Below are 16,325 nucleotides of genomic sequence, written 5' to 3' on the forward strand. Positions count from 1 at the left end.
CGTGCGGTCCGCGCCTGCGCTCAGTCCAAGCGGAGTAGGTCGGGCCAGGTTTGGGACCAGGGGGCGCGGGGACCGTCGCAGCGCCAGATGGTGACGTCGCGGGTGGCACCGGGGAAGCCTAGGGGTGTGTCGGCGCGGCCGATGGGGGTTACCGCGGTGAAGAGGGGGCGGATGTCGGCGATGTCGTCGCCCACCCAGAGGACGGTGGTTGCGGAGTCGGGTGGGGTGCCGAAGTAGCCGAAACCGCGGTTGGGGCTGTAAGTGGCGGGGAGGTCGTAGTCGGAGCGGAATACGTCGAGTGCGCTTGCCTGCCAGTAGGAGTCGGTGATGATGACCGTGCCGGCGCGGTCGGCCTCGGGCAGGGGTCGGTAGGCGGTCGCGGGGGCGGCGGCGAGTTCGGGCCAGCCGAACCTGCCGTACACGCCGATCGAGAGCCCGGCTTGGGCCTCGTTCTCGGCCGGGGTGTAGTCGGATTCGGGTCGCCACGGCATGGTAAAGGCCGCTAGGGCAACGGATACGACGACCAGCACGAGGGTGATGATCGTGCGCGGGCGACTCATCTGCTCGGTCCAGCGAACCGCGCCCGCGGCGAAGATCACGGCGTAGCAGCCCGCCGCGTAGTACGGCCTGCCGTCGGTGACGATGAAGATCACGGCAAGCAGCAGCGGCAGCGGCGCGAGGAAGCGATACCGGCGCAACGGTTCCCAGCGGAACAGCGTCACGATGCCGTAGATCAGCAGCAGGCCGCCGAGGATACCGGCGGAGGCAACGGCCAGCGGCAGCCAGGTGTAGCGGCCACCGATGGTGGCCTGTTCGGCGGCGATCACCGCGCCGAGCCGCAGTTGCGGCCAGCCGTGATTGGCCTGCCAGATCAGGCTCGGCAACGTCAACAGCACCACCAGGGCCGCGCCCGCCCACAGTGCGGGACGGCGGAGCAGATCACGCGGTCCATAGCACAGCACGCCGATCGCGACCGCGACCCAGAAGAACGGGATCAACCATTTGACCTGCATATCCAGGGCGGTGGCCAGCGACGCCCACAGCAGCAGCGAGTCCCGCCGCGTGCGCACCCAGCGGACGAGCAGCCAGCTGATCAACACCCACAGCGCGGTGTCGACGGTGTTGGTGGCCAACTGGGTTCCCTGCACCAGCAGGAATGGTGACGACGCATAAGCGATTGCAGTCAAGATCTGGGCGCGGTGCCCTCCGCCCAACTCCCTGGCTATCTGTGCACTGATGACCACCGCCGCCACCGTGACCAGCAGCGCCGGAATACGTTGCGCCACCAACGATCCCGGCGCGAGCAGGTCCATCAGCCGGGCGATCGCGGGCACCAGCGGACCCTGATCCGCGTAACCGAAGGAGAGCCTGCGGCCGGCGGAGATGAAGTACAGCTCGTCGCCGAAGAACCCGTACCGACCGGCCGCAGCCAGCAGCGCGATCGCCGAGAGGACCGCGACAGCACCTACTCCGGCGAGCGCGAACGGCGGTTGCTGCTCAGACGTATCCGGTTGCCGCACTTGGGTTATGTCAGTCACGCTCCCCCGCCTTTCGCTCTACTACCTCAAACAACCGGCCACCATGTGCCGAATACCCGGCCACAGCGAATCCGGCCCCCGGATCGCCCGCCCCGTCCAGAGCGTCGTGCAGGGATCAGCACTGGTCGGACTCCCCGGTGCGCCGGATTCGCACATGACCGCGATCAACCAGCGGGCACGCCCGAATCCTATTACGAACGCTCAGTCACCCGCCCGGTCACCGAAGCGCCGGGTCCTGCCGCGCTCCCACCCCGGATCACCGTCCCGGACGAAAGCGATCCAGCTACCACGCATCTCGTCGACCAGCGACTGCGGGCGCTCCCCTTGCAGCATCGGTGCGCCCTGCCAAGCCGCCGCGCTACCGAGCACGAACGGCAGCTCGAGACAGTGGCACGCACGGAACGGACTGCCCGCCGGCTGCCACTCGAACTCGAACAACCAGGCCGCACCGCCGCCCGCGTTCAGCGACTCGCTCAACTCCCGGGTCGGCCCGCCGAAGATCTGCTCGGAGACCTGCGCAACCGCGTCCCAGTCGTCGGAGAAGAACGCCGCCACCTCATCTCGCGTCGTGCCCATCAGCATCCGCAGGTCGCGCTCACCCACCGCACGCGCCAGATCCGGGGCAACCAACTCTCCATCCGCCACCAACTGGAACGGCGGCACGACCTGACCCTCGCCCCCTTTCGCCACCGCCGACTGCGCCGCCAGCAACGCCGCCACCGGCACCTCCCCGAGCTGCTCCGCCTCGACCCCCAACTCCCGCAACAACTTCGCACCGACCCGCTCGGCCGCTTCCGGCGTAGCAGGCAGCATCCCGAGCGGCGGGCTTTGCAAGATTGCCTGCTGGAACAGCCCGTCGGCCTGCTTCCCCGACAACATCGCCACCAGCGAAATCGCACCCGCCGACTGGCCCGAGGCCGTCACCCGCGCCGGATCACCACCGAAGGCGGCGATATTGTCCCGCACCCACGTGAGCGCCGCGATCTGATCGCGCAGCCCCAGATTCCCGTCACTCACCCCGGGCAACCGCAGGAACCCGAGCGCCCCCAGCCGATAGTTGATCGTCACNCCACTCCCCACCCCCCACCACCGCCCTACCCACCGCACCACCACGCCACCCACACTCCCTCTGCGTCTTTTTTTTTTTTAATGAACCCGGCCCCCCCCGAAACCACCCCCTAACCCTTCGCCGCCGGCGCCAGATGTGAAAAAGAGACAGACCCCGAATTCCGCCACTCCCCCACACCGTAGAAACGGATTCCGCCATGATCAACGGGACATAGCGGCGGCGACACGCCGAGTTCAACGACCATCATGTCCCGTTGATCATGAAGATTCCCACCCACCGGGCAAAGGCGGCGCAGCGCCCCCGCCGGCTACTCGAAAGTGGCGAGCTCAGCGGGATTTCACGAGCGGCATCGACCCCCGCGCAGCTCCGCCGGACGCGGTCGATTCACCAGAACACACCAAAAGGCCGCGCTCCCAACGGAAACGCGGCCTTCGGCACTGAAACTTACAGGTACTGACCCGTATTGGACTCGGTGTCGATCGCCCTGCTCGCGCTGGCGTTCTTACCGGTGACCAACGTGCGGATGTAGACGATCCGCTCGCCCTTCTTACCCGAGATGCGGGCCCAGTCATCGGGATTCGTGGTGTTGGGCAGGTCCTCGTTCTCGGAGAACTCGTCCTGGATCGAATCGTAGAGATGCTGGATGCGCAGGCCGGGGTTGCCGGTGTCGAGGACGGCCTTGATGGCGTACTTCTTGGAGCGGTCCACGATGTTCTGGATCATGGCGCCGGAGTTGAAGTCCTTGAAGTACAGGACTTCCTTGTCACCGTTGGCGTAGGTGACCTCCAGGAAGCGGTTGTCCTCGCTCTCGGCGTACATCCGGTCGACGACCCGTTCGATCATCGCGCGGACGCACAGGGCCTTGTCGCCGCCGAACTCGGCGAGATCGTCGGCGTGCAGGGGCAGCGTCTCGGTGAGGTACTTCGAGAAGATGTCCTGTGCCGATTCCGCGTCCGGCCGCTCGATCTTGATCTTCACGTCCAGGCGGCCCGGCCGCAGGATCGCGGGGTCGATCATGTCCTCGCGGTTGGAGGCACCGATCACGATGACGTTCTCGAGGCCCTCGACGCCGTCGATCTCCGACAGCAGCTGCGGCACGACCGTGGTCTCCACATCGGAGGACACGCCCGAACCACGGGTGCGGAAGATGGAGTCCATCTCGTCGAAGAAGACGATCACCGGCGTACCCTCGGACGCCTTCTCGCGGGCCCGCTGGAAGATGATGCGAATGTGGCGCTCGGTCTCGCCCACGAACTTGTTGAGCAGCTCGGGACCCTTGATGTTCAGGAAGAACGACTTGGCTTCCTTGGCATCCTCACCACGCGCCTCGGCGATCTTCTTGGCCAGCGAGTTGGCCACCGCCTTGGCGATGAGCGTCTTACCGCAACCGGGCGGACCGTAGAGCAGCACACCCTTGGGCGGGCGCAGCGCGTATTCGCGGAACAGATCCTTGTGCAGGAAGGGCAGCTCCACCGCGTCGCGGATCTGCTCGATCTGCCTGCCGAGGCCACCGATATCGGTGTAGTCGACGTCCGGAACCTCTTCCAGCACAAGGTCTTCGACCTCGGCCTTGGGGATGCGCTCGAACGCGAAGCCTGCCTTGGTGTCGACCAGGAGGGAGTCACCGGGGCGCAGTTTGCGAATCGGGGAGTCGGGATCCTCCATGTCGTCGTACTCGGCGACCTTGGCCAGCGGACCCGCCAGCCAGACCACCCGCTCCTCGTCGGCATGACCGACCACGAGGGCACGGCGGCCGTCGTCGAGGATCTCCCGCAGGGTGCCGATCTCGCCGACCGCGTCGTAGATGCCGGCCTCGACCACCGTGAGCGCCTCGTTGAGGCGCACGGTTTGACCGTATTCGAGGGTCGAGGTCTCGATGTTCGGTGAACACGTCAACCGCATCTTTCGGCCCGAGGTGAACACGTCTACGGTCTGATCGTCATAGACACCGATCAGAATTCCGTATCCACTCGGCGGCTGGCCGAGCCGATCGACTTCCTCACGCAGGGCGATCAGCTGCTGGCGCGCCTCTTTGAGCGTGTCCATCAGCTTGGTGTTGCGAATCGTCAGCGAATCGATGCGGGCTTCCAATTCCCGTGCACGATCCGGCGAATCGGCGAGTTGCCTACGGAGCGCAGCCGCTTCGGCGCGTACCGCCTCGAGCTCTCTCCAGGCCGCCGAATCCGAATTCTCGATGGGGCTCATGTGCTGCTCCTCCCAGTCCCGGTCTATCAACGCTACCGGGCGCGAACCGTTCTCGCTTTCCGACATGGTTTCGTCGTGATCACATCTGGGCTGCGATCGACAGCCGGATGACCATGTTAGCCTGCCCTAACCCGCACTCGGTGAGCCCGCTCGCCGACCGAGCCGAAAGGTTGCTGAATATGCTCCTTCCCGCCAGGATTCTCCGCGTTTCTGTTGCTACCGCTACTGCCGCGCTCGCCGTTACCGTCGGGCTCGCGGGCTGTAGTTCTGATGACAACAAATCCGATGCCAAAGTCTCTTCCTCCAGCGTTGCGGCCTCGAGCTCCAGCTCAATTACCTCGAGCAGCGCCGCGGCGACCGGGAACGCGGCGGCGCCGACACCCGAGACGCTGCAGGCGGTGCTCGTCAAATTGTCCGATCCCGCGGTACCCACCGCGGAGAAGACCAAGCTCATAGTCGACGGCGAAAAGCGCACGGCGAACATCGATCAGATGAACAAAGGCCTGGCAGGGTACACACTGACCTACGCAGTGGCCGATATCACAACGCAGGGCAACACCGCCACCGCGCAGGTGACCATCACCTCGCCGCACGGCGCCGTGCCCCCGATGCCCCTCAGCTGGGAGAACGTCGGTGGTACCTGGAAGCTCTCGGACGCGAGCGGCTGCCTGATGCTCGGCTTCGCGCAGGCGCCCTGCGTGCCCGCCTGACCCGTCGCGGCCGGCCGAGGGTGCTGTGCGGGCACCCTCGGCCGCGTCAGCCGCGCTGTCAGCCCTTGGACGGCCTGCGCTGCGGCTTGGGGGTCACCGTGCCCTCGGCAAGCTTGCGTGCGCTCACCAGGAAGGCCGTATGGCCCTGCATCCGGTGCTCGGGGCGCACCGCGAGGCCGACCACGTGCCAGCCGCGCACGATCGACTCCCAGGAGCGGGGTTCGGTCCAGCATTCCTGTTCGCGCAGCGCCTCCACGACTTTCGACAGCTGCGTCACCGTCGCCACGTAGATGATCAGCACACCACCGGGCACGAGCGCCTTGGCCACCGCGGGCAACGCGTCCCACGGCGCGAGCATGTCGAGCACCGCCCGATCCACCGGTTCGCCCGCGAAGTCGGCGACGTCCCCGACCGTCAGCGACCAGTTAGCCGGACGTTCGCCATAGAAGGTTTCGACGTTGCGGATGGCATGGTCAGCATGATCCTGGCGAATTTCGTAGGAAATCACCTCGCCCTGCGGCCCGACGGCGCGCAACAGCGAACACGTCAGCGCGCCGGAGCCCGCGCCGGCCTCCAGCACCCGCGCGCCGGGGAACATGTCGCCCTCGTGCACGATCTGCGCGGCGTCCTTCGGGTAGATCACCGCGGCACCGCGCGGCATCGACAACACGTAGTCGATCAGCAACGGGCGCAACGCCAGATACGGGGTGCCGTTGGTGGAGTTCACCACCGAACCCTCGTCGGCGCCGATCAGGCTGTCGTGCTTGATGCCGCCGCGATGGGTGTGGAACTCCTTGCCCTCCTCCAAGACCACCGTGTACAGGCGCCCCTTGGCATCGGTCAGCTGTACCCGGTCACCGAGGGTGAAGGGACCGGTCCGTCTGGCCGTCATGAATCTCCGTTCGTGCTGGCGAATAGTCGCGCACCTGCATGTCGGTGCCGCCGGATAGCCTGCCAGGTATGAGCTCGCCCGCGTCCACGCCCCCTACCGACGGCGCTGCGGCGTCCGATCCCGGTGCGGCGGCGAGCCGGTCGCGGCCCGCGCTGTCGCCTTCGCGGGCAATGGATTTCAAGCAGTGCCCGCTGAAGTACCGGTTCCGGGCGATCGACCGGATCCCCGAACCGCCGAGCAGGAACGCGCTGCGCGGCACGGTGGTGCACGCGGTGCTGGAGGATCTGTACGGGCTGCCCGCGGCGCAGCGGCAACCGGTGCGGGCCGAGAGCCTGATCGTGCCCAGCTGGGCGCGGGTGGCGGCCGAGTGGCCCGAGGTGACCGAGGTGATCACCGACGCCGAGCTGGACGGCTTCCTCGGCGAGGTGCGCACGCTGGTGCAGACCTACTACCGTCTGGAGGATCCGACCCGCTTCGACCCGGAGTCCAGGGAGGCGCGGGTGGAGGTCGAGCTCGACGACGGAGTTCTGTTGCGCGGCTTCGTAGATCGCATCGACGTCGCGCCGACGGGTCAGCTGCGGGTGGTCGACTACAAGACCGGCCGCGCCCCCGGGCCCACCCAGGAGACCAGGGCGCTGTTCCAGCTGAAGTTCTATGCCCTGGTCGTGCTGCGCACCCGCGGCATCGTGCCCACCCAGCTGCGCCTGATCTACCTGGCCGACGAACAGATCCTCACCTACGCGCCCGACGAGGAGGAACTGCTGCGCTTCGAACGCACGCTGTCCGCACTGTGGGAGGCGATCCTGGACGCCGGGCGCACCGGAGATTTCCAGCCGAACCGCGGCTGGCTCTGCGCGTACTGCGACTACAAGCCGCTCTGCCCCGAATTCGGTGGGACACCGCCGCCCTACCCGGGTTGGCCCACCGGTGGGACGACGGAGTCGCCGGACGAGACGTTGGCGGACGCCGTCGCCGAGTAGCAGTTACCTGGGTCAAAGGGTGAAGTTACGGAACAACAGCACCGAAAGCCCCAGGCCGACAGCCAGATTCACCACCACGGCGGAGCCGAAGACGACGATCGGCCGCCAGCCCGCCTCGCGCAGCCCGCGCAGCGAGAACTCCAGCCCGATGGAGACGAAGGCGAGGATCAGGAACCAGGTGCGCAGATCGTTGATGACGGCGATGTGCGCGGCACCGACCTTCTTGTCGACGGACTGTAGATACAGCGTCCCGATCACCGACGCCGCGATGAAACCGAGCACGAACTTCGGGAACCGCTCCCAGAACTGCCGCGCCGAGGGCCGCACCGCACCCGCCGTGCGTTCCACCTTCAGAGTGAAGTACGCGGTCAACGCGATCGCGACGATCCCGATCAGCGCGTTCTGCGTGGTCTTCACGATGGTGGCGATCTGCAGCGCCTTCTCCCCCGCGATGGCGCCGGAGGCCGCGACCGCCGCCGTGGTGTCGATATTGCCGCCGATCCAGGCCCCCGCGACCGCGTCGGACAGACCGAGAGCCTCGGCGAGCCAAGGCAATACGAAGATCGACGGCAGCGCGAAGATGATCACCAGCGAGGCCGCGTAGGCGATCTGCTCCCGCTTGGCCTGCACCGCACCGGCCGCCGCGATGGCCGCGCTGACGCCGCAGATGGACACGGCCGAGGCCAGCAGCGCCCGCAGCTTGTCGTCGAGCCCGAGCCGTCCGCCCAGCCACCAGGTGAACCCGAACACCGCCGTGATCAACAGCAGCGCCTGCAGGATCGACGGGCCCGCCGCGGTCACCAGGATCTTCAGGTTGATCGAGGCGCCGAGCAGCACCACGCCGGTCTTGATGAAGAACTCGGTCCGGAAACCGGCCGAAAGCCGATCGCGCAGCGCGAGTTTGGTGAGGATGACATTGCCGAGCAGGCCGATCGCGATGGCGTACACCGGGAACTCGATCGACTTGGCCACTCGCTTGAACGGCGTGTCGGCCGCCCACTTCGGCACGTGCGTGTCGAAGTAGCGGGTCAGCGCGCCGAGCACGACGACGACCGCGATCCCTGCCACGATCGCGCCGACGGTCGGACGCGAAACCGCTTGCAATGCCGCAGTTTCGGACTTGATCGGTCCAGAAGTGCCGGCCTTCGTTGCGCTTTCGGCGACCGACTCGGTCGCGATCCCGCCTTCGGCCGGATTGCCTTCGCGGGCTTCGGGGCCCGGCATCACGGCACCAGCCAATCCGGAATAGCGCCCGCCAGAACCAACACGATCAGCGTCAGCCCGACGATCGCCGCCAGCCAGTCCTCGTTCCAGGCGAATGTGCTTCCCGACCGTTGCTCGGGCGATCTCTGTGACACGGGTGTGCTCCTTGCGTTCCTCATCGAGAGGCCGCACGGTAACAACACCCGGTCACCAGGCGCACCGGTTGCGTTCAGCGTGAATTATTCACGCATACCAGACAAAGCAGACGGCGATAATCCGGTTCAGAAGGCCCGGCAGGAACGAATGTCGAAGGCCAGGATGGCTTTTGCGCCGAGCTCGGCGAGCTGGTCCATCACCTCGTTGCCCTGCTTGCGCGGCACCATGGCGCGGATCGCGACCCAGCCCTCGTCCGCGAGCGGGGACACTGTCGGCGACTCGAGCCCCGGCGTGATCTTGACCGCCTGCTCGAGCAGCTCCTTCGGGCAGTCGTAGTCCAGCATGATGTACTGCTGGCCGAACACGACGCCCTGGATGCGCGCGATGAGCTGGTTGCGGGCCCGTTCCTGCTGATCGGAGCCGCTGCGCTCGATCAGCACGCCCTCCGAGTCGCACAGCGACTCACCGAAGGCGACCAGGTTGTGCTGGCGCAGGGTGCGCCCGGAGCCGACCACATCGGCGATGGCGTCGGCGACGCCGAGCTGGATGGAGATCTCCACCGCGCCGTCCAGGCGGATCACCTCGGCCTCGATGCCGCGCCGCTGCAGATCGGCGAGCACCAGGTTCGGGTAGGAGGTGGCGATGCGCTTGTCGTACAGGTCCTCGACCTGCCACGCCTTCCCGGCCGGTGCGGCGTAGCGGAAGCTGGAGCGGCCGAAGCCGAGGCCGATCCGTTCGCTGACCGGCGCGCCGGAATCGAGGGCGAGGTCGCGACCGGTGATGCCGAGGTCGAGTTCACCGGACCCGACGTAGATGGCGATGTCCTTGGGCCGCAGGAAGAAGAATTCGACCTGGTTGGCCGGGTCGAGCACGGTCAGATCGCGCGGATCGGTGCGCCTGCGGTAGCCGGCCTCGACCAGGATGGCGGTGGCGGCTTCGGACAGGGCGCCTTTATTGGGGACTGCGACGCGCAGCATGGCAGGAAGTCCTTTCGGAGGGAGAAACTACGGAGTAAGACGCACCCGTCACAGATGTCGGTACACGTCTTCGAGCTTCAATCCACGACCCACCATCAGCACCTGCACCCAGTACAGCAGCTGCGAGATCTCCTCGGCGAGCGACTCGTCGCTCTCGTGCTCGGCGGCCAGCCACACCTCGCCGGCCTCCTCGAGCACCTTCTTACCCTGGCTATGCACGCCGGCGTCCAGCGCGGCCACGGTTCCGGACCCCTCGGGGCGGGTAACCGCACGATCCTGCAGCTCGGCGAACAGGGTTTCGAAGTTCTTCACGATGAGCCATTGTTTCAGACCGGTATGCGCGACCGTTGCTCCGGCCCATCCCAGCTTTCGGCGTGCCTCGGCGCGGCGACCTGGACCGCCGATCTCGGGGCAGCCGACGCCGGTACTCGATCACGGACCGCCGCCGCCCCGATACCGCATCCGGTCGGGTGACCGGATGCGGATCTCCCTCGGATCAGCTCGCCGCGAGCAGGGCCTCCAGGTCGGCGACCGCGGTGCGCAGGTGGTCGGCGAAGGCGTGCATCTCGTCGGCGACCGTGGTCGGGGTGGCCAGGTAGAGATTCCAGCGGTCCGGCAGCAGGACGTAGGCGACGCCGATGCAGCGGGGGCTGGTCGAGCCGAAACCGAAGTAGCGGATATTGACCGACGGCGCCGAGCTGGTGCTCAGGTAGTCGTCGCGCATGATCAGCCAGCCGGGGCTGTCGTAGAGCGGAATCGGCTCGGTGACGCCGAGCTCGGCGCCGCGCCGGCGCTGGATCCACTGCAGTTCCCACAGATGCTGTTCGGGCGCGGCGCCCGCCTGACACTCCTTGGCGCGGGCGACGTGCGCGGCGGCCGCGGTGCGCGCGGCGGCGAGCCGGGCCTCGGGGTCGACCGCGGGGTCCACCATCGCGTCCACGAACGCCACCATCTCCGGAGTGATCACTCGCATCGCCTCGGTGCGGCCGTTGCGGTACTGCCGGGTGGCGATGGATTCGTAAGTGGCGCCGGTGATTCCCTTGCTGCGCCGATGCGCCAGCTGATAACTCAACTGCGCGAAGGCATCCGGCGAGATGCCGAGCTGCTTGGCCCGCGCGGTGCCGAAGTCCTCGAAAGAGACCGTCTGCGTGGCGTTTTCGGCCGCATACCTGGCGAAATCGGCGCCGGCGGCGATGATGTCGTTGCGCTGGGCGGCATCCAGCACGAAATCGATCGGCTCGACGGCGGGCAACCCCTGCGCCTGTGCCCCGGATCGGGCGGCGTGCTCCGATGCGGGCACCTCCAGCATGGCGTCCACGAAGGACAGGATGGTGGTGCCGTCCAGCCCGCAATGCTCGACATTGATGCCCGCCTGGCCGTCCTCGAAGACGATGAACGACACCGCCTTGTCGAACCAGCGGTTGGCACTGTCGCCGTGCAGCAGCTGATCACAGGCGTGCAGCTCGTCGCGCGGCGCGAAGTCCTCCAGGCAGACGCAGAACAGCGCGGTCTCGATGGTGTCCAGCGCCGCGGCGTTGGCCGGTTCGGCGAGCAACGCCTGCCTGCTCGCCGCCCATTCGGCGCGCGCCTTGGTGGTGAGATGTCCCACGGCGGAGTCGGTTCGGGTCGAGCGAGCCCCGGCCTTCAGTACCTCGCGCAGCCCGCAGGCCAGATCCTCCAGCGAGTGCGGCGCACCGTCCGGGCCGAGCACGTCCATCCGGAAGATGCTGCCGCGGAAGAAGACCACCACATGCTTGGCGTCCGAGGGACCCGGCCATTCCTCGCTGTAGGGCACCCGGACGCTGTCCTGGGTCTCGCCGGGGATACGCGTCTCGGAGAACAGATACTTGTTCTGCCACATCGACAGCGCCTGCCCGCGCTGCAACACCGGCGGGATCGCCTCGGCGTCCAGCGAGAGCTTGTAATCGACTGCGGCGGAGATGATTCCGGCCGCCCGATCCACCTGGGTCGCAGCCGTGGAGGTGGCCAGTGTGGTGTCGTCGCGGAAGAGGAAGAAGAAGTTGGCGTTCAAGGCGATGCGATCACGCCTGCCCAGGTATCGCGACGGCCAGAACAGGTCCAGCCAGCTGCCCACCCCAGGAGTGGCGTCGTACTCCGCGAGGGCCGCGTGCAGCGTGCGGCCGGGTCCGTCCGGGCGCACCAGGTCGGCGACCGCGGCCTCGGTGGCGGCGAGTTCGTCCGCGGTCAACAGCGGCGCGCACCACTGCAGGAATCGGCCGCAGCTGTCCTCCAGCGTGGGCAGGGGCACCCGGGGCAGGCTGTCGTCGGCGGCGAAGGTGCGTTCGGTCAATGCTGGTCCTCGGTGTCGGCGTGGTGCTTGGGCAACGGTCGCGATAGGTAGAGCCCGGCGTAGAGCCAGCCGTCGGTTTCCCGGTCGGTGGTGTCGATTCCCTTGGCGGACAAGGTGTTCAGCACCTGGGTCTGCTCGGTCGCGGAGGCGAACCTGCGCTGCTGGAACAGACCGGGCGCCTGCTCGGTCCGGTAGCCGAGCGCGGCGAGTTCCGCGGCGATCGGCGCGAAGTCGAACATGCGCAGCACGAAGTGTGCCATCCATGGTCGCCGACGCGGATGCGCGGTCGCGACTCGGGCCAGAGTTTTCTCGGTGACGTAGCCGATACAGCCGGTGGAGATGATCAGGTCGGCGGTGGCCAGCACCTCGCGCTGCTCGTCGGTCGGCTCGCCCGACTCGAGATCGGCATGCACCGTGTCGTGCAGCAGGCCGCTCTCCTGTGCGTAGGCGAGTGCGGGCGCGGAGGCATCCATGCCGAGGAAGCGGACATCGGTGAGACCGGTCCTGGCGCCGAGCGTCGCGTGGTCGCGGGCGATGAGGGCCGCGCGATCGCCTGCCGCGGTGCGGTAGTGCTCGGCGAGCTCACGCATGGTGGTGTCGAAACGTAGCAGTGCCGCGTTGACGCCGTAGGAGCAGCCGAGGTCGAGCACGGTGGGCGTGGCGACCCGGGCGGAGGCGCGGAACTCCCGGATCTGCTGCTGGAAAACGGGTTTCGCCAGTTCCGGGATGCGATAGTCGAGATCGGACATGCGGGCGTAGTAGTCGCGTGGATCGGGCCGGTCGTAGATATCGTCGAAGGAGGCTTTCCCGGTCGTATGTAACGGCACTGCCACAGTCGTTCCTCTCGGGGTCGAGCGGTGTGTCCCGATCCCTGGGATGGATCGGGCCGTTCGGCTCAGTCGAGCAAGCGGTCACCGCGGACGACGTCGGCCGCGGCGGCCAGATGGTCGGGTAGCACCCGGCCGAAGAGTTGCCGGGTGCGCTCCACCGTGCCGATCACGCCGGGGCGGTCGGTGTAGGCGAAGATCGCCGAATGCCGTTGCGTGGCACCGGCGACGGGCGACACGCGGTGCAGCGAGAAGCGTCCCTGGAAGAGCTGCAGGTCGCCGGGGCGCAGGTCGAGCCGCTGGATGAGGCGCTCGCCGGTGCCGTCGAGCACGGCGCGCACGTCGTCGAGGTGCTCGGCCGCCGGCGTGCGAATGTTGGGGCAGTACTCGAAGATTCCGCCGGACTCGGCGGGCTGGGTCAGCATGCTGACGGTGAATTCGTTGGTGTCGAAGTGCCACGGATGCGACATGCCGGGGGCGACGACGTTCAGGCACAGCCCGGCCAGCGGGTCGGCGAATTCGTGCAGTTCGGCCAGGCCGAAACAGTCCGCGACGAAACGCTGGAATCGCGTGTCGACGTACAGCTGGTGGATCAGCGCGTCGCCGGGGATGCGGTCGCGCGGCACGAACGCGTTGCCGCGCTCGAGCACGATCCGCCCCGGATGATCTTCCGGCAGTTCGGTATCCAGCGGGATGTTGTAGGCGTTCACCCGCTCGACCTCGTAGTACGCGTGCGGGGCCATCGCCTCGCCCTGCGCCCGCAGCGTCTCGGTCAGTTCCGGCCGGATGAAGCCGCGCAGCACGGTGCAGCCGATCGCGGCCAGATCCGCTCTGGCCCGCCGCACCGCGGCCTGCCGCTCGGCATCCGCCGGATTCGCGAGGGGATACCGTGCGGTATCAACGATCTCGTCGAGGACACCCAACGCTGCCATGGCGACATTCTGGTAGAGCGGACCGCCGACACGCCCGAGATTCGGCGAGATTGCCGGTGACGGCAGTCACACCTATCTATCTGCGCGCACTCCCATTGCGGCACAGTAACTCTCGGTGAAGCGCGGTCGGGAGTGTCGAACCCGGGCCGTTCAGCCGCGCAGCTTCAGCGCCTGTTCGAGGTCGTCGATCGTCAGCCCGACCAGGGTGTCGCGGAAGCTGCGCCCCGGTCCGTCGGACACCGGAATCTCGCACGGGATCACGATCACCGCGCAGCCCGCCGCCTGTGCGGCGCGCGTGCCGGTCGGCGAATCCTCCACGGCGACACAGTCCTTCGGATCCACGCCGAGCAGCTCCGCTGCCCGCAGGTAGACGTCCGGCTCCGGCTTGCCGAGGGCCACCTCGTCGCCGCAGACCGACACGTCGAAGAAGTCGCGCCCCAGCGTGTTCAACCCGAACTCGGTGAGCGACCGCTTGGTATTGGTCACCAGCGCCGAGGCCAGCCCCGACTCCCGCACCATCGCCAGCGCGTCCTGCGCACCCGGCCGCCACGGAATCGGACCGGTCATCAACTCGGTCACCCGCCACTCCAGGAACTCCCCCGCCGCCTGCAACGCCTCGGCCGTCGGCGGCACCCCGAGCCCCTCGAAGATCATCCGCAACGCATCCGCCCCCGACGCCCCGATCAGCGCATGCCGCAACTCATCGGTCATCTCGTGCCCGTGCTCCCGAGCCAACTCCCGAACCGCCACGTCCCAGAGCTTCTCCGAGTCCAGCAGGGTGCCGTCCATGTCCCAGAGGACGGCGGTTAGTCGGGGCGTCACGTGCCGGAACCGGAGATCAACATCCGTCCATTGTCCGATACCACCTGGATCCATCGGCTCTCGGATCTGACCTCACCGTTCTTCATGCGGTAGGTCAGCGAGACGACCGCGCGATTGTCGCCGTTCTGGGTGACTTTGCCGACGCTGACCGAGCTGACCGTGCCCCACCAGCGGGAGTACTCGGTGTAACCGCCGGTCTGAGCCTGATACGAGGGGGTCAGCTGTGCCCAAGCACCGGAGGTATTGCCCGGCAGCATGCTGTAGTAGCCCTGCACGAACTGGACGACATTGGCGGACTGAGGTGCGCCGAAGGGCGTCGCCGTGACGGTCGGGGGTGGCGGCGGCACCGTCGTGGGANGGCGCGGCGGGATCGGGGGTTGGGCGGAAACAGATTCGGCGGCAGCGGAATTCGTCAGCGCGGCGGTCGCCACGATGGAGGTGGCGTCGTTCGCGTTCGAAGTGCTGTCGCTGCCCGGGTGCGGGATGACGGTCGTCGCGTCGGCGCCCGGCGCGGGCAGGGCCTTGGTGAGCGAGGGGGTGCCGAGCTTCGGATCACGGCCTTCCGCAACGGCTTCGAGAGCCTGCTGCGCCTCCCGCATGGTCGGGCGCGCGTCGATCGTCGGCGCGAGCAGCCGCATCAGCACCGGGCCGAGCGCACCGGCCTGCTTGGGCTCCGGCACCTGGCCGCGCGCGACGGCATGCAGCACCGCCAGCGGATTGTCGCTCTCGCCGAACGGCGGCTGACCCTCCACGGCGGCGTAAAGCGTTGAGCCGAGCGCGAATACGTCGGAGGCGGGTTCCGGGTTCTCGCCGCGCGCCACCTCGGGTGCCAGATAGGCGGGGGTGCCCGCGAGGAAGCCGGTGGCGGTGACGGTGACGTCGCCGACCGCGCGGGAGATGCCGAAGTCGGTGAGTTTCACGGTGCCGTCGTCACCGACGAGCAGGTTCGCCGGTTTCACATCGCGGTGCATGATGCCCGCATCGTGGGCGGCGGCCAGGGCGGCCGCGGCTTGCGCGCCGATGCGCGCGACCTCCACCGGCGGCAGGGTCCGCTTGCCGGAAAGTTTGGCCGCCAGGCTGGGCGCGTTCATGTATTCCATGACCAACCAGGGCTGGCCGTCTTCCTCGGCGACGTCGAAGACGGTGATCGCGTGCGGATGGTGCAGCCGGGCCGCGATCCGGCCCTCGCGCATGGCGCGCAGCTTCGCCTCCAGCGCCGCGGTCCGGGACAGTCCGGGCGCGAGGATCAACTGCTTCACCGCGACCGTGCGCCGCAGGCGGACGTCGGTCCCCCGCCACACAACGCCCATGGCACCTGTGCCGATCGGATCCGTGAGTCGATACCGTCCCGCGATCAATCGGTCCGCCGTCATGCTGTTGTGCCTTCCTGCTTACGCGCCGAGCTGGTCCTGCACTGGCGCGTACCGCCGGGAAAATCCCGAAAATGCCACGCGCCGAAGTCCTTTGCACCCGTATGCAGCGATGGCGACGCACCCGCCGACTGCCCCGGATGCAGTTGCAACGCCTCCGACAATGGCATACCCACCCGACACACATCCACCTCACCGAAACTCCCTGAGCAATCCCCCAGGTCAGCGCTGCGCCACGCCGAGACACGAAATACCCTCGGCGCGTCGGGATTTGCCCAAATCATGGCATACGAGCAGGTAACCAAGGCCCTCGCCGGACGCGAACAGTGTTCC

Annotated in this window: 16 protein-coding genes; 2 read left to right on the top strand and 14 right to left on the bottom strand. The window is 67.6% G+C overall.

Going from position 1 to position 16,325, the window contains the following annotated elements; genetic code table 11:
• Positions 1–20 precede the first annotated feature (20 nt).
• The 4 genes from DBO33_RS27810 to DBO33_RS44150 all read right to left on the bottom strand — a co-directional run bounded on the left by DBO33_RS27810 (position 21) and on the right by DBO33_RS44150 (position 5,221).
• Positions 21–1,538, bottom strand: a complete 1,518-nt coding sequence (locus DBO33_RS27810; RefSeq protein ID WP_234391077.1) for a glycosyltransferase family 39 protein — start codon at positions 1,536–1,538, stop codon at positions 21–23.
• 201 nt (positions 1,539–1,739) lie between these two features.
• Positions 1,740–2,606 carry a carboxylesterase family protein gene (locus DBO33_RS27815; protein ID WP_159080571.1) on the bottom strand — a complete coding sequence of 289 codons (867 nt, stop codon included), beginning with the start codon at positions 2,604–2,606 and terminating at the stop codon, positions 1,740–1,742.
• Positions 2,607–3,051: 445 nt separating this feature from the next.
• The gene (gene arc / locus DBO33_RS27820) at positions 3,052–4,812 is read right to left on the bottom strand and encodes a proteasome ATPase (RefSeq protein ID WP_107660637.1); all 1,761 of its coding nucleotides are present in this window, start codon (positions 4,810–4,812) and stop codon (positions 3,052–3,054) included.
• A gap of 79 nt (positions 4,813–4,891) precedes the next feature.
• A complete protein-coding gene (locus DBO33_RS44150) occupies positions 4,892–5,221 on the bottom strand; it encodes a hypothetical protein (RefSeq protein ID WP_234391078.1) in 330 nt (109 codons plus the stop codon).
• On the opposite strand from DBO33_RS44150, the gene DBO33_RS44155 reads away from it, so the two are divergent.
• A complete protein-coding gene (locus tag DBO33_RS44155; protein ID WP_234391079.1) occupies positions 5,211–5,522 on the top strand; it encodes a hypothetical protein in 312 nt (103 codons plus the stop codon). The genes DBO33_RS44150 and DBO33_RS44155 overlap by 11 nt on opposite strands.
• A gap of 58 nt (positions 5,523–5,580) precedes the next feature.
• Here DBO33_RS44155 and DBO33_RS27830 read toward each other — a convergent pair whose 3' ends face one another.
• A complete protein-coding gene (locus tag DBO33_RS27830) occupies positions 5,581–6,414 on the bottom strand; it encodes a tRNA (adenine-N1)-methyltransferase (protein ID WP_107657715.1) in 834 nt (277 codons plus the stop codon).
• 68 nt (positions 6,415–6,482) lie between these two features.
• On the opposite strand from DBO33_RS27830, the gene DBO33_RS27835 reads away from it, so the two are divergent.
• Positions 6,483–7,394: a RecB family exonuclease gene (locus DBO33_RS27835; protein ID WP_107657716.1), complete on the top strand. Its 912-nt coding sequence runs from the start codon at positions 6,483–6,485 to the stop codon at positions 7,392–7,394.
• 12 nt (positions 7,395–7,406) lie between these two features.
• On the opposite strand, the gene DBO33_RS27840 is transcribed toward DBO33_RS27835, so the two are convergent.
• The 9 genes from DBO33_RS27840 to DBO33_RS27875 all read right to left on the bottom strand — a co-directional run bounded on the left by DBO33_RS27840 (position 7,407) and on the right by DBO33_RS27875 (position 15,995).
• Positions 7,407–8,618: a YeiH family protein gene (locus DBO33_RS27840; RefSeq protein ID WP_107657717.1), complete on the bottom strand. Its 1,212-nt coding sequence runs from the start codon at positions 8,616–8,618 to the stop codon at positions 7,407–7,409.
• Positions 8,618–8,752, bottom strand: a complete 135-nt coding sequence (locus tag DBO33_RS44480) for a hypothetical protein (RefSeq protein WP_267897898.1) — start codon at positions 8,750–8,752, stop codon at positions 8,618–8,620. Before DBO33_RS44480 ends, DBO33_RS27840 begins: the two co-directional genes overlap by 1 nt.
• A 126-nt stretch (positions 8,753–8,878) precedes the next feature.
• Positions 8,879–9,730, bottom strand: a complete 852-nt coding sequence (hisG, locus tag DBO33_RS27845; RefSeq protein ID WP_107657718.1) for an ATP phosphoribosyltransferase — start codon at positions 9,728–9,730, stop codon at positions 8,879–8,881.
• A 48-nt stretch (positions 9,731–9,778) separates the two neighbouring features.
• On the bottom strand, positions 9,779–10,060 hold the full coding sequence (locus tag DBO33_RS27850) for a phosphoribosyl-ATP diphosphatase (RefSeq protein WP_174412539.1): 282 nt from the start codon (positions 10,058–10,060) through the stop codon (positions 9,779–9,781).
• Between the two features lie 166 nt (positions 10,061–10,226).
• A complete protein-coding gene (locus tag DBO33_RS27855) occupies positions 10,227–12,041 on the bottom strand; it encodes a choline/carnitine O-acyltransferase (RefSeq protein ID WP_107657719.1) in 1,815 nt (604 codons plus the stop codon).
• On the bottom strand, positions 12,038–12,874 hold the full coding sequence (locus DBO33_RS27860) for a class I SAM-dependent methyltransferase (protein ID WP_199856780.1): 837 nt from the start codon (positions 12,872–12,874) through the stop codon (positions 12,038–12,040). The genes DBO33_RS27855 and DBO33_RS27860 overlap by 4 nt, the downstream gene beginning before the upstream one ends.
• 62 nt (positions 12,875–12,936) lie before the next feature.
• The gene (locus tag DBO33_RS27865) at positions 12,937–13,800 is read right to left on the bottom strand and encodes a HalD/BesD family halogenase (protein WP_107657721.1); all 864 of its coding nucleotides are present in this window, start codon (positions 13,798–13,800) and stop codon (positions 12,937–12,939) included.
• A 150-nt stretch (positions 13,801–13,950) separates the two neighbouring features.
• Positions 13,951–14,622, bottom strand: coding sequence for an HAD family hydrolase (locus DBO33_RS27870; RefSeq protein ID WP_267897899.1), 672 nt, complete (start codon positions 14,620–14,622; stop codon positions 13,951–13,953).
• Positions 14,619–15,995, bottom strand: coding sequence for a serine/threonine-protein kinase (locus DBO33_RS27875; RefSeq protein WP_107657723.1), 1,377 nt, complete (start codon positions 15,993–15,995; stop codon positions 14,619–14,621). Before DBO33_RS27875 ends, DBO33_RS27870 begins: the two co-directional genes overlap by 4 nt.
• Positions 15,996–16,325 lie beyond the last annotated feature (330 nt).

The sequence above is a fragment of the Nocardia suismassiliense genome (assembly GCF_900269665.1).
Taxonomy (GTDB): domain Bacteria; phylum Actinomycetota; class Actinomycetes; order Mycobacteriales; family Mycobacteriaceae; genus Nocardia; species Nocardia suismassiliense.